This is a genomic window from Microbacterium sp. (assembly GCF_036277215.1).
Taxonomy (GTDB): domain Bacteria; phylum Actinomycetota; class Actinomycetes; order Actinomycetales; family Microbacteriaceae; genus Microbacterium.
The window spans coordinates 1-15,035 of sequence record NZ_DASUNI010000163.1; the positions used below are offsets into that span (position 1 = coordinate 1).

Annotated in this window: 19 protein-coding genes and 1 pseudogene; 4 read left to right on the forward strand and 16 right to left on the reverse strand. The window is 67.7% G+C overall.

Going from position 1 to position 15,035, the window contains the following annotated elements; translation table 11 throughout:
- From VFX99_RS08240 to VFX99_RS08250, 3 genes and pseudogenes are all read right to left on the reverse strand, one after another.
- A pseudogene (locus VFX99_RS08240) lies at positions 1-199 on the reverse strand (hypothetical protein); the annotation flags it as partial.
- Positions 200-282: 83 nt separating this feature from the next.
- Positions 283-1,920 carry an amidohydrolase gene (locus VFX99_RS08245; RefSeq protein WP_329665811.1) on the reverse strand — a complete coding sequence of 546 codons (1,638 nt, stop codon included), beginning with the start codon at positions 1,918-1,920 and terminating at the stop codon, positions 283-285.
- Positions 1,917-3,347 carry a purine-cytosine permease family protein gene (locus VFX99_RS08250; RefSeq protein ID WP_329665812.1) on the reverse strand — a complete coding sequence of 477 codons (1,431 nt, stop codon included), beginning with the start codon at positions 3,345-3,347 and terminating at the stop codon, positions 1,917-1,919. The genes VFX99_RS08245 and VFX99_RS08250 overlap by 4 nt, the downstream gene beginning before the upstream one ends.
- Positions 3,348-3,420: 73 nt before the next feature.
- Between VFX99_RS08250 and VFX99_RS08255 the strand changes: the two genes are divergently transcribed.
- Positions 3,421-4,065: a TetR/AcrR family transcriptional regulator gene (locus tag VFX99_RS08255; RefSeq protein WP_414684343.1), complete on the forward strand. Its 645-nt coding sequence runs from the start codon at positions 3,421-3,423 to the stop codon at positions 4,063-4,065.
- A gap of 30 nt (positions 4,066-4,095) precedes the next feature.
- On the opposite strand, the gene VFX99_RS08260 is transcribed toward VFX99_RS08255, so the two are convergent.
- The 8 genes from VFX99_RS08260 to VFX99_RS08295 all read right to left on the reverse strand — a co-directional run bounded on the left by VFX99_RS08260 (position 4,096) and on the right by VFX99_RS08295 (position 10,582).
- A complete protein-coding gene (locus tag VFX99_RS08260) occupies positions 4,096-4,662 on the reverse strand; it encodes a VanZ family protein (protein ID WP_329665814.1) in 567 nt (188 codons plus the stop codon).
- Positions 4,663-4,673: 11 nt separating this feature from the next.
- Positions 4,674-5,027: a DUF3253 domain-containing protein gene (locus VFX99_RS08265; protein WP_329665815.1), complete on the reverse strand. Its 354-nt coding sequence runs from the start codon at positions 5,025-5,027 to the stop codon at positions 4,674-4,676.
- A 3-nt stretch (positions 5,028-5,030) separates the two neighbouring features.
- Positions 5,031-5,933, reverse strand: a complete 903-nt coding sequence (locus tag VFX99_RS08270; RefSeq protein ID WP_329665816.1) for an aldo/keto reductase — start codon at positions 5,931-5,933, stop codon at positions 5,031-5,033.
- Positions 5,934-5,986: 53 nt separating this feature from the next.
- On the reverse strand, positions 5,987-6,379 hold the full coding sequence (locus VFX99_RS08275) for an ester cyclase (RefSeq protein ID WP_329665817.1): 393 nt from the start codon (positions 6,377-6,379) through the stop codon (positions 5,987-5,989).
- A gap of 217 nt (positions 6,380-6,596) precedes the next feature.
- On the reverse strand, positions 6,597-7,061 hold the full coding sequence (locus VFX99_RS08280; RefSeq protein WP_329665818.1) for an SRPBCC domain-containing protein: 465 nt from the start codon (positions 7,059-7,061) through the stop codon (positions 6,597-6,599).
- Positions 7,058-7,393, reverse strand: a complete 336-nt coding sequence (locus VFX99_RS08285; protein ID WP_329665819.1) for a metalloregulator ArsR/SmtB family transcription factor — start codon at positions 7,391-7,393, stop codon at positions 7,058-7,060. Before VFX99_RS08285 ends, VFX99_RS08280 begins: the two co-directional genes overlap by 4 nt.
- Positions 7,394-7,458: 65 nt before the next feature.
- Positions 7,459-8,718 carry an MFS transporter gene (locus VFX99_RS08290; RefSeq protein ID WP_329665820.1) on the reverse strand — a complete coding sequence of 420 codons (1,260 nt, stop codon included), beginning with the start codon at positions 8,716-8,718 and terminating at the stop codon, positions 7,459-7,461.
- Positions 8,719-8,737: 19 nt separating this feature from the next.
- Complete coding sequence (locus VFX99_RS08295) at positions 8,738-10,582, reverse strand: phosphoenolpyruvate carboxykinase (GTP) (RefSeq protein WP_329665821.1); 1,845 nt, start codon at positions 10,580-10,582, stop codon at positions 8,738-8,740.
- A gap of 522 nt (positions 10,583-11,104) precedes the next feature.
- Here VFX99_RS08295 and VFX99_RS08300 point away from each other — a divergent pair.
- The gene (locus VFX99_RS08300) at positions 11,105-11,581 is read left to right on the forward strand and encodes an SRPBCC family protein (RefSeq protein ID WP_329665822.1); all 477 of its coding nucleotides are present in this window, start codon (positions 11,105-11,107) and stop codon (positions 11,579-11,581) included.
- 59 nt (positions 11,582-11,640) lie between these two features.
- On the opposite strand, the gene VFX99_RS08305 is transcribed toward VFX99_RS08300, so the two are convergent.
- A complete protein-coding gene (locus VFX99_RS08305) occupies positions 11,641-11,964 on the reverse strand; it encodes a hypothetical protein (protein WP_329665823.1) in 324 nt (107 codons plus the stop codon).
- Between the two features lie 168 nt (positions 11,965-12,132).
- Here VFX99_RS08305 and VFX99_RS08310 point away from each other — a divergent pair, with 168 nt between their 5' ends.
- Entirely contained in the window at positions 12,133-12,528 is a 396-nt protein-coding gene (locus VFX99_RS08310; RefSeq protein WP_329665824.1) for a VOC family protein, read from the forward strand.
- 158 nt (positions 12,529-12,686) lie between these two features.
- Positions 12,687-12,857 carry a hypothetical protein gene (locus VFX99_RS08315; RefSeq protein ID WP_329665825.1) on the forward strand — a complete coding sequence of 57 codons (171 nt, stop codon included), beginning with the start codon at positions 12,687-12,689 and terminating at the stop codon, positions 12,855-12,857.
- A gap of 72 nt (positions 12,858-12,929) precedes the next feature.
- On the opposite strand, the gene VFX99_RS08320 is transcribed toward VFX99_RS08315, so the two are convergent.
- The 4 genes from VFX99_RS08320 to VFX99_RS08335 all read right to left on the reverse strand — a co-directional run.
- Complete coding sequence (locus VFX99_RS08320) at positions 12,930-13,364, reverse strand: hypothetical protein (RefSeq protein WP_329665826.1); 435 nt, start codon at positions 13,362-13,364, stop codon at positions 12,930-12,932.
- A 116-nt stretch (positions 13,365-13,480) separates the two neighbouring features.
- Positions 13,481-14,092 (reverse strand): LysE family translocator, encoded by a 612-nt coding sequence (locus VFX99_RS08325; protein WP_329665827.1) that lies wholly within the window; start codon positions 14,090-14,092, stop codon positions 13,481-13,483.
- 103 nt (positions 14,093-14,195) lie between these two features.
- The gene (locus VFX99_RS08330; protein WP_329665828.1) at positions 14,196-14,327 is read right to left on the reverse strand and encodes a hypothetical protein; all 132 of its coding nucleotides are present in this window, start codon (positions 14,325-14,327) and stop codon (positions 14,196-14,198) included.
- Between the two features lie 210 nt (positions 14,328-14,537).
- On the reverse strand, positions 14,538-15,035 hold a 498-nt coding region (locus tag VFX99_RS08335), incomplete at its 5' end, for a class I SAM-dependent methyltransferase (protein ID WP_329665829.1).

A 15,035-nucleotide genomic window follows, 5' to 3' on the forward strand; every position in this document is an offset into this window, starting at 1 on the left:
GTCGATCGGCGACCTTCACGCCGACGACGAGTTCGGCCTCGATGATCGCGCGGACATCCGCCGGGATGCTCGGCCACGGGTGGCACTCCCACGCGTAGAGCTTGCCGCGGACGAACCATGCGGGGCCGCCCGTCGTCGCGCGCTCTTCGCTGCCGGGTAACCCGGCAGCGACGCGGCGCAGGTCGTCGAGGGTCGCCACGGCGCCAGCGTAGTCCCGGGCCCCGACAACGCGATCCGCTTCTCAAGCACTGCGATGCGGCGCCAGGCGCCAGTGATCCGCCATCAGACGGCCGGCTCAGCGCTCCGTTCCGCGACGTAGCGCGAACGACCGGCGACGATGGTCTCGACGACGCGCGCGTCGAGCAAGGACGCTGCTCCCGTCGTGAACGGATCCGTGTCGAGCATGACCACGTCGGCGGCGTACCCCGGCGCGATGCGCCCCCGCCAGTCGCCGTCGCCGACCGAGGCGGCGGCATCGCGAGTCGCGTGCCCCAGAGCCCGCTCGAGCGGCAGCGCGTACTGCGGATGGGTGGCCCCGACGGCCCGATCGAGGGCCGACGCACGCGTCGATGCGATGTACATGTTCGCCAGCGCGTCGTGGGGCGCGGTCGGCGCATCGGTCGAGAACGCCAGCAGCGCGCCTGCATCCTCGTACTCCGGCCACGGAAACGCCCGATCGACCCGCTCGTCGCCCAGCATCTCTGCCCAGTTGGCGAAGATCGCCGGATCTGCGTGCACCGGCTGCATCGACGCCGTCACCCCGAGCCGGGCCATCCGCTCCGCCGTTCCCGGAGCGGCGTACTCGAGGTGCTCGATGCGGTGGCGTCGAGGGCGGTCGCCGTTCTGGGCGATCGCGTGCTCGATCGCGTCGAGGGCGATCTCACTCGCGTAGTCGCCGATCGCGTGCTGGGCGACCTGCAGGCCGGCGGCATCCGCCGCGGCGACGACGGGCTTCAGCTGCTCGAGCGGCCAGATGGGCGCGGCGTTGGCGCCGTTCGCGTAGGGATCCCGCATGGCCGCGGTGCAGGCGTCGATGACGCCGTCGAGGATCAGCTTGATTCCGACGATACGAAGCCAGGGCGTCGACGCGGCGTCGGCGAGTTCGGCCGCGCGGGCGACCTGAACGAGGTTGGAGGCGTCGTCACCGGTGTTGTGGACGAGCCAGTGCGCGGCGACCCGGATCGGCAGCTCACCGCCGAAGCGCTCCTGCGCGCGCTGGAACGCAGCGAGCCCGTACTCGTCGAACGCCATGTCGACCACGCCCGTCACACCGGTCGCGAGGTACGCGTCGATGGCGCGCTGCACGTCCTCGTCGCGGTCAGCGTCCGTCGTCGTCGCGTCGCGGTGCGCCCAGGCGTACTGGGTGGCCGCGGTCTCGTACAGCAGCCCGGTCGGCTGCCCCCCGGCATCCCTGGCGATGTGTCCACCCAGCGGATCCGGCGTGTCACGCGTGATACCCAGCTCGGCCAGCGCGGCGCCGTTGACCCACACCGAGTGGTAGTCGTTCGCGTCGAGGTAGACGGGGATATCGGCGACGGCGGCGTCGATCATGGCCGCCGTCGGCGTGCCACCGGGGATCGAGTCGAAGAGCCATCCACGCCCGCGGAGGACTGCCGCGTGCGGATCCGCGGCGCGCGCGTCGCGCAGCAGGGCCTGGATCTCGTCGAGCGTCCGGGCGTCGGTGAGCGGGATCTGCCCGAGCGCCGCGCCCATCATGAGAAGGTGCGTGTGTGCGTCGGTGAAGCCGGGCAGCACGAGCCGGCCCTCGAGGTCGATGGTCGTGTCGGCGGCGGGCGACTCGGCGTCGCTCCCGACGAACACGATCGTCTCTCCATCGACGGCGAAGGCCTCGGCCCAGGCCTTCGCGGCGTCCGGGTCACCGGTGAAGATGCGACCGTTGAGGTAGCGGCGCGAAGTCACGGGCGTCCCTGCCTTCCGAGCGCGGTGCGCTGCAGGCCCGCGTAGAGGCCTCCGGCCACCAGCATGCCGACCGGCACCGACAGGTCGATGAACCCGGTCGCCTCGGCAATCGGCCCGACCCAGACATTCGTCGCCAGGCACAGCGCGGTGGCGAGGCCGCCCAGCAGCAGCGCGGTCAGGCCCGGGATGCTCCAGCCGGCGGTGTACCAGAACCGACCCCCGGCGTGATCGTCGAACAGCTCCACACCGTCGTAGGCGTAGCGACGCATCAGCACGTCGACGACGAAGATCGCCATTGCGGGTCCTGACACGATCACGAGGAACTGCAGCATCAGGTTGGCGGCTTCGAGCAGGCTCGACGACAGCACCAGGTAGATCGTCAGCGCGGTGCCGACCACGCCCACGATGATCGCGGCGGGGATCCGGCGCAGCCGGAATCCGATCGCCTGCAGCGCCATGCTGGAGGTGTAGGTGGTCATGGCGTTGAGGGCGATGGTGTTGATCACGACGCCGATCACGAGGACCGGACCGAGCCACGCCGGCAGCAGATCGAGCAGCGCTACGTCGATGCCTGCATCGAACGCAGCGACGCTGAGCCCGGTCGCCAGCAGTACGCCCACGCTCGTGAAGACGATGAACGGCACGGCGCCTCCGAGGGCGGTGGCAGCGGCGATCTGCGACGGCTTGCTCGTGCGAGGGAGGTATCGGGCGATGTCGGGGCTGTTGATGAACGACAGCGGGGTCGACGCGAGGATGGTGAATCCGATCGTCATCGATGACCACAGCGCAGCGCCGCTCAGCGGCTCGGGCGCCGCATACTGCCAGTCGACGGTCGGGAGGATGAAGGCGGCGACGAGCAGGAAGATGATGAACAGCGCGGCCGCCATGTAGGGGTAGGCGCGCAGGATCAGTCCGTGACCGAAGATCGCGACCAGCACCGTCACGGTCGCGACCACGAGCGTCACTCCGATCGGAACCCAGACCGGGTCGTCCATTCCCGCCCGGCGCAGCAGGTCGGCCCCCATGAAGGATGACGCGAGCCAGGTCAGCGACAGGAACACGGCTCCGATGAACCAGCCGACGAAGGCGACGAAGAGCTTGTTGCCGAGGATGCCGTACATGGCGCGGGTGACGACGGAGCCCGACGTTCCCGACGCGGGCCCGCTCCCGGCGATGATGCCCGGGAACACCCACAGCAGCGAGGCGGCGACGATCACCGCGATCGATTGCCACACCTCCAGCCCCAGCAGGATGAGCGTCGCCCCGATGGTCAGATTCAGGATGCTGACGTTCGGCGCCGCCCAGATGAAGAACAGGTCGCGCGCTCGGCCGTGCCGCTCGGCGTCGTCGATCAGCTCGATGCCGCGCGTCTCGGGGCGAGACGCGGTGTCGACGAAGTCGACCTCAGGTGATTGGGTCTGGGACACGAGGTTCCTCTCGGATGAGCGTCATTGCTATTGGTCAGATGCCCAATGGACTATTGGTCACTTATTCAATAGCATGGGTGGCGTGACGTCAAGTGCAACCTCCGTGCGTACCCGAAAGCGTCCCGAAGAGCGACGCGAAGAGATCCTCTCGCACGCCGCGGCGATCGCGCTCGACGAGGGACTCGAGCGCATCACCCTCCGCGCAGTCGCCGACCGCCTCGGCGTGCGGCCCGGCTTGATCACGCACTACTTCCCCGCCGCTGAGGATCTCGTCATCGAGGCCTTCACGCGCGCGGCAGTGCTAGAACGCGAGCAGTTCTTCCCCACGCAGGGCACTCCCCTCCAGCGCCTGGCGCGCTTCGTCGGACACATCGAAAGCGGCGCGTCCCTGCCGCTGGCCAGGTTGTGGTTGAACGCGCGACACCTCTCCCGCTTCAGCCCCGCCCTCAACGAAGCGCTCGACGAGCAGGACGCCCTCGACCGCGCACGCCTGACCGCGATCATCGACGACGGGATCGCTTCGGGCGATTTCCCGAGCACGGATGCCGAGGTCGCCTGCATCCGCATCTTCATCGCCGTCGACGGCGGCGGCTCCTACGTGAACAGCACCGCGGAGTGGGCGCACCCCGCGCACCGGCATGTCGTGGCCGACGTCACCGAGTGGACCCTCGCCCTCGAGCCGGGAATTCTGCGAGCCGTCATCGACTCCGAGGACTGAGCGAGTCTCGGGCGCCTCACCGGGTGTCGGCTAGGTGGATGGCGTGGACACGACGACATCGCGCTGCGGACCGTAGTTCAGTGGCGACGCGACGAAGATCGCGACCGCGACCACGGCGAGCACCGTCCCGATGAGGCACACGCGGGTCATGACGGCAGCGGTCCTCCCCTGCAGCCGGCGGCGCGCGAGGGCGAGCAGACCGAGGCCGGCCAGGCCTCCGAGAGCGTTCACGATGACGTCGGTGATGTCGAAGCTGCCGATGGACAGCAGATGCTGGGTCGTCTCCAGAACCGCGCTCGCCCCGACGAGCACTCCCGCCACCTTCCACCATCGCCAGGCCGGCGCGAGCAGCCCGAGGTAGAGGCCGAACGGCACGAAGAGCACGAAGTTGATGAGGACCTCGACGGGTGCGCTGGCATCGGCCTCTGCGCTCGGCAGGAACGGGACGAGCTTGATCGGACGCGGAAGCAGCGCCGCCTCTCCGATCCACGGGACCTCGAGCTTCCACAGGACGATCCACGCGAGCACGACGAGGTAGGCCAGGAACGGCAGGATCAAGAGAGCACGTCCGCCCCACGCGGACTGCTTCTCACTCACGGCAGACGCCATCAACTGCCCTCGCGCTCGTTCGAAGTCGCGCCCGAATCGCCCGTCGTCGCGGTTCCGGGACTGCGTTTGCGGATGCGGACCGGTCCGCGGGCGTTGGACCCGTCCACCACCTCCCCGCGCTGCGTGATGTCGACGGCGCCCGCCGCCACCAGCCTGCCTGCCGCCTGCCGGGTCGAATCCATCAGATCGCGCCATCCTTCGCCTCCGACAGCGCGCGCGGCGTCGGACGGACAGATCGTGGCGCTGGGCGCCCGGTGACTCAGCAGGTCGAGGATCGTGCGCTCGAGGAGGCGATCGGTCTCCGTGAGTGGCGAGGTCCCGTCGTGGTCGGGAGGGTGGTGCGCAGCATCCATGCGTCAGACGGCGACCGGATCGTCGATGCCGACCGAATACGACAGCGCGGCGACCTCGCCGGCGCCCAGCTTCAGATCCGGAGCCTGAGCGGAGTCCGTGATCGACGAGGGGCGGCGGGCTCCGGGAATCGGTATGACGTGCGGACTCAATGCGAGCTCCCAGGCGAGCACGACCTGCTGCGGGCTGACGCCGTGCTCCTCGCCGACCTTCCGGAAGGAGGAGAAACGGTCACCCACCGCGCGGGCACCGCCCCCGGTACCGCCGAGCGGGCTCCACGGAAGGAACGTGATGCCCCGCTCCCCGCAGTAGCGCAGCTCGTCGATGCTGCCCGGATGCTTGGGTGAGAACTCGTTCTGCACGCTCGCGAGGTTGCCGTCACCGAGCACCTGCTGGGCGATCTGGATCTCTTCGACGCTCGCGTTGGAGATGCCGATCGCGCGGATCAGCCCCTCCTGCTGGAGGGTCGCGAGGTTCGCCATCACCTCGCCGTACACGATCCAACGGTCGGGCCGGTGGTACTGGTACAGGTCGATGACGTCCACCCCGAGGTTCTCGAGCGACCGCTCGACCGCGACGCGCAAGTGCGTCGCCGAGCCGTCGCGCCCCCACACTTCGCCCTCGTTGCGGGTGATACCGCCCTTGGTCGCGACCAGAACATCGGACGTGTCGCCGTTCCAGGTGCGGAGCGCTTCCGCGACGATCCGCTCGTTGTGTCCCATCTCGTTCCAGGCGGGCGCGTAGCAATCGGCCGTGTCGATGATGGTGACTCCGGCGTCGAGCGCGGCGTGCACCACGGCGATCGCGTCATCCAGCGCCGGAGTCTGCTTGTCGTCGCTCATCGACAGGGGCATGGCACCGAGCCCGATCGCCGACACCTGCCTCCCGGCCAGCGTGCGCTGCTTCATGGTCTCTCCTCGTCGTCGCGTCTTTCCACCCTGCCAGGTCCGTGCCGAAGAATTCATCCGCGCAGCTGGGCGAGAAGCTCGACGTTGTCGGTCGTTCCGGAGAATTCCGTGATGCGGCCCTTGGTCACGCGGTAGATCGCGAACTCGGCGACGTTGGCGTGCCGGCGAGTCGGTGGGATGCCGCGGAACGGGCCGAGATGCGTGCCGCTCGCTCGGAGGTGAGCGGCAAGACGATCATCCTCGACGACGAGGTGGATGCGGCGCCAACGCCAGTCGGGAAACGCCTGGAAGAGGTCGGCCATGTCGGCGACCCACGCATCCGCCCCGCCCGGCAGATGCGCCCGCCGGACCGCCGGATCGACGAATGAGCGGATCGCGGCGAGGTCGTGCCGGTTGCACGCGTCTAGGTACTCGGCGTACCACTCGCGCATCTCCCACGGCTCCACCTCCTCATTATCGGCACCGGTTGCCGAGGGCGGCGTCACACGGTGCGCGGCTCCGGATGTCCGCTCACCGGAGCGCTCCTCCTCCGGACCCGCGTCCTGAGCGCCAGCACCGCAACGATCGAGACCAGGACGAGTGCCGCATGGCAGGCGGCAAGTGCGACCGTGCTCGCCGCATCGAAACGGGCCGTCCATCCGACAGGCAAGCCTCCGAGGCGCGTCATGACTCCCGCTCGAGGAAGGCTGTGATCCGCGCCAGAGCGCCGTTCCAGACCTCGCCGACGAAGAAGTCGCGGATCTCGGGGACGGGGAAGCCCGACTGCAGGATCGTCATGCGCGTGCGGTCGTCGCCTTCGGGGTCGAACGTGATCTCGATGCGGGTCGTCATCGTCATGCCGTCCGGCGTGCTGCCCGTCGACTCCGTGACGAGGCGCCGCGGCCGGTCGATCTCGAGGAAGGTCTGCGTCTCGCGGAACAGCGAATCGGCGTCCGGGCCCCACACGGCGGTCTGAGTGCCGCCGACCCGCAGGTCGACCTCGATCTCGACGATGCCCGGGTGCTCGTCCAGGATGCTGAACCAGATCTTCTGCTTCTCGGCATCCGTGTAGGCGTCGAAGACGTCCTCGGGTGTCGCCGGCAGGACCCGTTCGATGCGAAGGCTGAGCGGTGTTGTGGTGTCGGTCATGACTGCTGTCCTTTCTGGAGGGTGAAGAAGGCATCGAGACCGTCGAGGCGACGCTCCCAGAGGCGCTGATAGAAGCTGATCCATGCCATTGCGTCGTCCAATCGCTCTGAGCCGAGCCGGCACTGCCGAGTCCGTCCCACCTTCTCGGTTGTGACGAGTCCGGCATCCTCGAGCACTCTGATGTGCTTGGCCATGCCGGTGACGGTCATCTCGGCGGGTGCGGCCAGCTCCGAGACCGTTGCCGGTCCCGACCCGAGCCGCGAGAGGATGTCGCGACGCGTGCCGTCGGCGAGTGCCGCGAAGGTCTGGTCGAGAGTCGAATCGTGAACCATGTGGTTCAGTGTAGTTTACTGAACCACATGGTGCAATATCAATCCTCCGGGTTCCGGAATCCCGCCTACGGCTCGCGCGACGACTCGCTGCCGATGGCCGGTGGGGCCGCCGCGATGTGCGAGATCGAGCGCCACACCAGCAGCAGCGTGATCGCCGAACCGGCGAAAGCGAACCACCACGGCGCCGTGAGACCCCACGCCTGCGCGATCAGCCCACCGAGCAGCTGCCCGATCACGAGGCCGCCGAACACGCCGACCATGTTGACCGACGCGATGCGGCCCTGCAGCTGGATCGGCACCAGACGCTGTCGCACTGTCGTCGAGATGGTCCCCCAGATGAAGGCGTACGCGCCGAAGCCGAACATGATGGCGAAGGCGACGATGCCGGAAGTCGTGAGTGCGAACGACAGATGCATCAGCACCTCGAGCGAAAGGCACGTTCGCATCAGCGTTGCGAATGACACATGCCGCTCGAGCCAGCCGAAAGACGCGGTGCCGACGAGCCCACCGAGGGCGGAGGCCGTCATCAGTGCACCGAAGCCGACGGGGCCCATGTGCAGGTGCTCGGTGGCGTAGAGCACGAGGATGCTCCAGGGCGCCGCCCACGTCACGTTGAAGACGAAGATGATGATCACGAGCGTTCGCACCGGCGGGTTGTGTCGCAACCAGCGCAGACCCTCGCGGATCGGGTGCGCTTTCGCGCCCTCCGCAAGAGTGTCCTTCGGCGGAACCGGCGTACGCGCGATCCGTGAGATCAGGATCACGGCGAGGCTCACGCACAGGATCTGCACCAGGAAGGGCCAGAGCGATCCGATGGCGAAGAGGAAGGCGCCGAGCGGCGGGCCCGCGAGCTGGTTGCCGACGAGGAACCCGGTCTGCAGTCGCGCGTTGCCCACTCCGAGGTCAGCAGGCTTGACCAGCATGGGAAGCAGCGTGCTGCCCGCCGTGTCGGCGAACACCTCGGCGGTGCCGTAGAGGAACGCGGTCGCGAGGACCACCCACACCGTCACCTGACCCGTCGCCAGGAAGACGACCAGACCCAGCACGATCACCGCCCGGGACCCGTCGGCGATCATCACGAGTCGGCGCCGATCCTGATGGTCGGCGATAGATCCGGCAAGCAGTCCGAAGAGCAGCCACGGGAGGAACTGCATCATCGCGCCGGCAGACACCAGAAGCGGCGACGAGGTGAGGGATGCGATGAGCAGCGGCGCTGCCGACAACGCGATCCCGTCGCCGATGTTGCTCGTCCACGAGGACGCCATCAGCCAGCGGAAGTCGCTGCCGAGGCGACGTGGCGCGATCAGTTCGCCGAGCGAGGGCATTGCGCCACTCTAGAAGCACTCAGGTCGGGTCGGCGTTCATCTCCCACTGCTTCGGCGAGCGCCAGAGTGCGCTGGTGGTGAGAGACCGGATCATCTCCATCTCCTTGGGCAGACGGTTGTAGAGCTTCATGAAGAGCTCTTCCACGTCGAGAAGCTCGGACGTCCAGTCCCGGCGATTGATCGCCATACAGGCGAAGAAGTCCTCCTCTGAGAAGTCCAGTCCGTCCCAGTTGAGGTCTTCGTACCGCGGCATCCAGCCCAGGGGGCTCTCGATCGCGAGCGCGCGTCCGCGCGAGCGGGCGACGATCCACTGCAGAACCCGCATGTTCTCGCCGAACCCGGGCCACAGGAACTGTCCGTTCTCGTCACGCCGGAACCAGTTCACCTGGAAGATGCGCGGAGCATTGCGCACCTGCCGCCCCAGCGCGAGCCAGTGGTTGATGTAATCGCCCATGTGGTAGCCCGAGAACGGAAGCATGGCGAACGGATCCCGGCGCACAACGCCCTGCTGCCCGAACGCGGCGGCCGTGGTTTCGGAGCCCATCGTCGCCGCCATGTAGACCCCGAACGCCCAGTTGAAGCTCTGGGCGACGAGCGGGATCGTTCCGGCACGTCGGCCGCCGAACACGAAGGCTCGAAGCGGCACGCCCTGCGGGTCATCCCACGACTCGTCGAGAGCGGGATTCAGCGTCGCCGGCGACGTGAACCGCGAGTTCGGGTGCGCTGCCTTGGTGCCCGAGTCTGGAGTCCAATCGTTGCCCTCCCAGTCGATCGCGTGGGCCGGCTTCGGGCCGTCCATCCCCTCCCACCACACGTCTCCGTCGTCCGTGAGTGCGACGTTCGTGAAGATGGTGTCCGAGCGGATGGATTCCATCGCGTTGGGGTTGGTGGCATACGACGTGCCCGGCGCGACTCCGAAGTAGCCTGCCTCCGGATTGATCGCGAACAGCGTGCCATCCTCGCCGGGCTTGATCCACGCGATGTCATCGCCGACGGTGGTCACCTTCCATCCCTCTTCGGCGAACGCGGGTGGCGGGACGAGCATCGCGAAGTTGGTCTTGCCGCACGCGCTCGGGAATGCCGCCGCGACATACGTCTTCTCCCCCTGCGGATCTGTCACACCCAGGATCAGCATGTGCTCGGCGAGCCACCCGTCATCGCGCGCCATGGTCGACGCGATGCGCAGCGCCAGGCACTTCTTGCCCAGCAGAGCGTTGCCGCCGTAGCCGGAGCCGTACGACCAGATCTCGAGCGTCTCCGGGAAGTGCACGATGTACTTCTCGGTCGGATTGCAGGGCCACGCGACATCCTGCTCACCCTCGCCCAGGGGTGCACCGACGCTGTGCATGCACGGCACGAACTCGCCGTCGGTGCCGAGCACCTCGGCCGCCGCACGCCCCATACGCGTCATGATCCTCATGCTCACGACGGCATACGGCGAGTCGGTGATCTGCACGCCCAGCTGAGCGATCGGAGACCCGAGCGGGCCCATGCTGAAGGGGATCACGTACATCGTGCGTCCTGCCATCGACCCCGCGAAGAGCCTGCGGAGGATGCGCATCATCTCTTTCGGCTCCATCCAATTGTTGGTCGGGCCGGCATCCTCTTCACTGCGCGCGCAGATGAAGGTGCGCTCCTCGACGCGGGCGACGTCGCTCGCGTCGCTGCGTGCCAGGTAGCTGCGCGGCCGTTTCTCGGGATCGAGCCGGATGAACGTGCCGGCCTCGACGAGCTGGTCGCAGAGCGCGTCGTACTCGTCATCCGAACCGTCGCACCAGTGCACGTTGGTCGGGGTGCAGAGTTCGGCCATCTCTTCCACCCAGGCGACAAGCCCGAGGTGCTGAATCCAGTCGGGGGTGCTCATGAACCGATCATCCCCCGCCACCTCTGCGCGCACCAGCATCCGTAGGCCGATGCGGCTCGCGTGTACCCTCCTCGAACGGACCGGTCAACCCGCTTCTGCGAACCGCCGACTACCCGCAGGATCAATCGAGATGGGTTCCCCCGCCCGCGCGAAGGAGCGTTCGATGAGCATATTCAATTCGACTCCCGGTGGTCCGGGTGAGATTCCCCCAGGTCCTGACGAGATCCCCGTGCCGGGTGAGAACCCTCCTGGACCCACCGTGCCTGAGCGGGCTCCGCACGCGCCAGGGTCGCCGACCGGACCGACCGTGCCGGCGCCGGAGGAGCCCTTCACGCCGAATCCCGACGAACCGCTTGCGCCGAGTCCCGACGAGCCGCTTGCGCCCAGCCCGGACGAGCCGACCTTTGCTCCTCCGTCCGAGCCGAGTCCGGGGGCGCCCGAGGCGTGAGCAGTGTGCTTCGACCGTCTGACGGAGCGTCGTAACGGGCTCGGCGCGGACGGGCGCAGCCGTATCCTCATGTCATGGGCGTCATCGAGTTCGACCTGACCCGCACCGTTCACGCCGGCATCCAGGACGTCTTCGCTCGTCTTTCCGACATCAACGGGCACAACGACTGGATGCCTGAGGGCCGAAGCATGCTGCGCCGCACTCGGCAGACTTCGCCGGGAGCGCCTCGCCTCGGAACGACCTTCCTCGACGAGACATCTTTCGGCCCCACGCCGGGCGAGATTGCCGAGTTCGATCCGCCTCACGTGCTCGTGTATCACTGGTGGGACAAATCCAAGACGGGCAAGGTCAAACTCGAGGGATGGCCCGCGTACCGGCTCGAAGCGAACGAGGACGGTTCGACGCTCGTTCGCCACCACGCCGAGCTGCGCACCTACGGTCTGTACCGGTTGGCCGCTCCGTTCCTTCGGAGGATTGCGAAGAAAGAGCGGACCGTCACGCTCGAGGCGCTCGTCGCATCCTTCGAACCCGGAGGGCAGCCGGCGCTCTGAATTCCTGCGGCCGCGCTGCGAGCAGGCGCAGGCGTGCGCGGGGCGACTCGGGGCGCCCGCTAGTCCGATTCGGCTGATGCCCGGCGCACCTCATCGGTGACCGCGTCGGTCGGCGGCTCGAGATCAGCCTTCGCGTCGTGCCCGGGCGTTCCGGCAGCGTCGGCTCCCGATCGGCCTGCTTGGTCGTCGACCGCACCCGGCGCTTCCGGCGTGGATGTGTGCATCACGCCGATGCCGACCGCCTCGTGGTCCGCGGCATCCACCTGGCTTCCCCCTTTCGGCTCCTCCTCGGGTTCCTTCTCGGTACTCGGCTCCTCGAGGACTTCGTTGGTCGGCGACTCGTCCTGCGACTCGCGGTCGTTCTCTTGCGATGCATTCGTCATCTCATCACTCCTTCGGTTCGTGCGGTCTTACGCCAAGTGTTCACTGCTGCTTGATGTCAGCGCACGGGCTTGACGTGTGGGCGCGGGGTGTCGATATCCGCCTGCGTCGTTCGACGCACAGGGTGAGGCGCCGGTCCGCGCCGTTTCAGCCCAACAGGAGGAACCACGATGAACCTGAAACTCGAGCTCGTGCCGGTCCCGGTATCGGACATAGACCGCGCCATGAGCTTCTACACCGAGCAGGCGGGTTTCGCTCTCGACGTCGATCACGTTCCGGCGGAAGGCGTGCGGTTCGTGCAGCTCACCCCGCCTGGCTCAGGCTGCTCCATCGTGCTCAGTCGCGGTGTTCCCGCGCTCGCCAAGATGGCGCCGGGCGGCATCCACGGCCTCCACTTCGTCGTCGACGACATCGCCGAGGCCCGCACAGCGCTCCTCGGTCGCGGCGTCCAGGTCGCGGAAATCATCGATGTCGGTGGTGGGGTCAAGTTCGCCGAGTTCGCTGATCCGGATGGCAACACGCTGCTGCTGCAGGAGATGGCGTGGCGCAGAGGCGAGAACTACTGACCTCAGCGTCGGCATCCTGATTCGGGCCGGCGGAGCGTGGACCGGCTGCCCTCCCGAACGGCCGTTGATCACTGCTGCGCCGCCATCGGCACCTGATTCCGGTTCCGCGTCGGCGAATTCGGCATACGCTGTGGATGCTGCCGACCGAAGGATTCGCCGTGACCCCTCATTCCGAGCACTCCTCGCCGGGGCACATTCCCGGCCCGGATGAGCCGAGCGTGCCAGAGCTCGAAGTCGACGAGACGATCCCGCCGCGTCCCGAGGAAGAGGTCGCTGACGTGGCCCGGGCGAAACCGGACGTCGAAGACCATAGCGAGCATCCCGGGTGACGCTTGTGCTCACGCCATGAAATGACCGCGCGCCGAGTCGGGCGCGCCGGCCGATACGCGTCGTGACTTCGGTCAGCCGGCCGCCTTGCGGATGTGCTTGGTGATGGTCTTCTCCGTCTCCGGTGTCAGCGCGATCAGCGCGAAGGAGGTCACCCAGAGGTCGCCGTCGTCGAGCTGGGCCGCCTCCTCGAACCCGAGTGTCGCGTAGCGCGTGGTGTACTTCGAGGCGGCCTTGAAGAACACGACGATCTTCCCGTCGTCGTCGGCGTATGCCGGGAATCCGTACCAGGTCTTCGGCATGAGCTGCGGAGCCACTTCCGAGACGATCCGATCGATGCCCTCGGCGAGAACGCGGTCGTCGTCCGGAAGCGCGGCGATCGCCTCGCGGACCGCCTTCTCCCCTGCGGCACGAGTCTTGCCGGCCTTCTCCTCCGCGCGCAGCTCGGCGGCGCGCTGCTTGACGGCCTCGCGTTCCTCCTTGGACAGTCCCGCGGTCTTCTCAGCCATGTCTTGCTCCTTCCATGTGTGTGGGCCGCTCCCCGGCCTGGGATCACGCTACGACTCTCCGCCTCTCGACACTTCTCGGATCCTGATCGATTCGGATGCCGCGGCGAGCGCGTGCGCTATCGACTCTCGAGCGCGAGGCGACCCGCCAGCAGGACGTACGTTGCGGCGAAGGTGCGCCGCAGCCACGCCATCACCTTCGGGCGCGTGATGACCTGATTGCGCATCGTCGCCGCGAATACCCCGTAGAGCGCGAACACGACGAACGTCAGGCCCATGAAGACGAGGCTGAGCCCGATCATGTGCCAGGTGCCGTTCGGGCCGCCCGCCGGCACGAATTGCGGCAGGAACGCGAAGAAGAAGATCGTCAGCTTGGGATTGAGGAGATTGATGAGCACCGCGGTGCGGATCACGCGCCAGAACGACACCGGCGCCGCGGCCTCGTCGATCTGGATCGCCGACTTGTCGCGCAGGGTCTGCCATGCCAGGAACAGCAGATATGCGACGCCGAGCCACTTCAGCGTCTGAAAGGCGATCGCGGACGCATTGAGGATCGCAGCGAGGCCGGTGATCGCGGCGATCATGTGCGGGATCACACCCAGGGTGCAGCCGAAGGCGGCGACGATGCCGGCCTTCATGCCCCGGGACAGTCCCGCGGCGATGGAATACACAGCCCCCGTGCCCGGGGTGGCCACCACCACGAAGGTGGTCAACAGGAACGCAATGCTCATCGTGGTCCTTCTGCGTCGGTGCTTCGGGACAGTACCGCGCGACGCCGGATGAGCGAAGCCCCGCTCTCCCGAAGAACGGCAGGGCGAGGCTTCGCTGTACGTGTCATGTGAGTGGCCGGCGGGTGTCGTAGCCCCAGATCGTGCGCACAGGGCTGCGCGAGTCCCGCAGAGTGGCGACGACCGTGCCGACCATGCCGACGAGGCAGAGGATGGCGAGCGCGATGACCAGAACCATCTCAACTCCTTTCTTGCTCGTTTGCTGACGATGGGACAGACCCGTGGATCAGGTCTGCAGGACGGGTCGCCAGGCCCGGAACCGACGTCGAGGCGCGGATTCGCGCTCAGCGCGGGCAGTCAGGATCGCGTGACGCCGAGCGGCGTCCCGACTGACCTGAAGGCTGTCGGGCATGAGCCCTTCGAGCAGCAGCGGATGCATGGCTTCCTCCTATCGGCGCTTCGCCGTGACGATGAGGTACTCCCAGGGCATGGCCCCGTCCTCGATGAACCGGTCACCCAGCGCCGCCATGTCGGCGTCGAGGGCGGCGACCTTCTCAGGCTCGTCGGCGATGAAGCGGTAGACCGCGATCGTCGGGCCGTAGTTGGCCTTGAAGAAGTCGCGGAACTCGGCGCCCTTCGCGAATCGGTCGACCCGCAGAACCTGCTGGTGAGCGACGAATTCTTCGACGCGGTCGCCGAACAGCTCGCGGACGTGGGCGACACTGCCCCAGAGGGGTGCGGGCGACGCACCGGGAGGGGGCGGCGGCGCGTACGGCTTCATCGTCGCGAAGAGCTGCCCGATGAAACCGTTCGGGGTCCAGCTGAGGACGCCGATCGTTCCGCCGGGGCGGCACACGCGGACGAGCTCGTCGGCCGCCAGCTCGTGGTGCGGCGCGAACATGACGCCGATGCTCGACAAGACGACATCGAAGTCGGCGTCACCGAA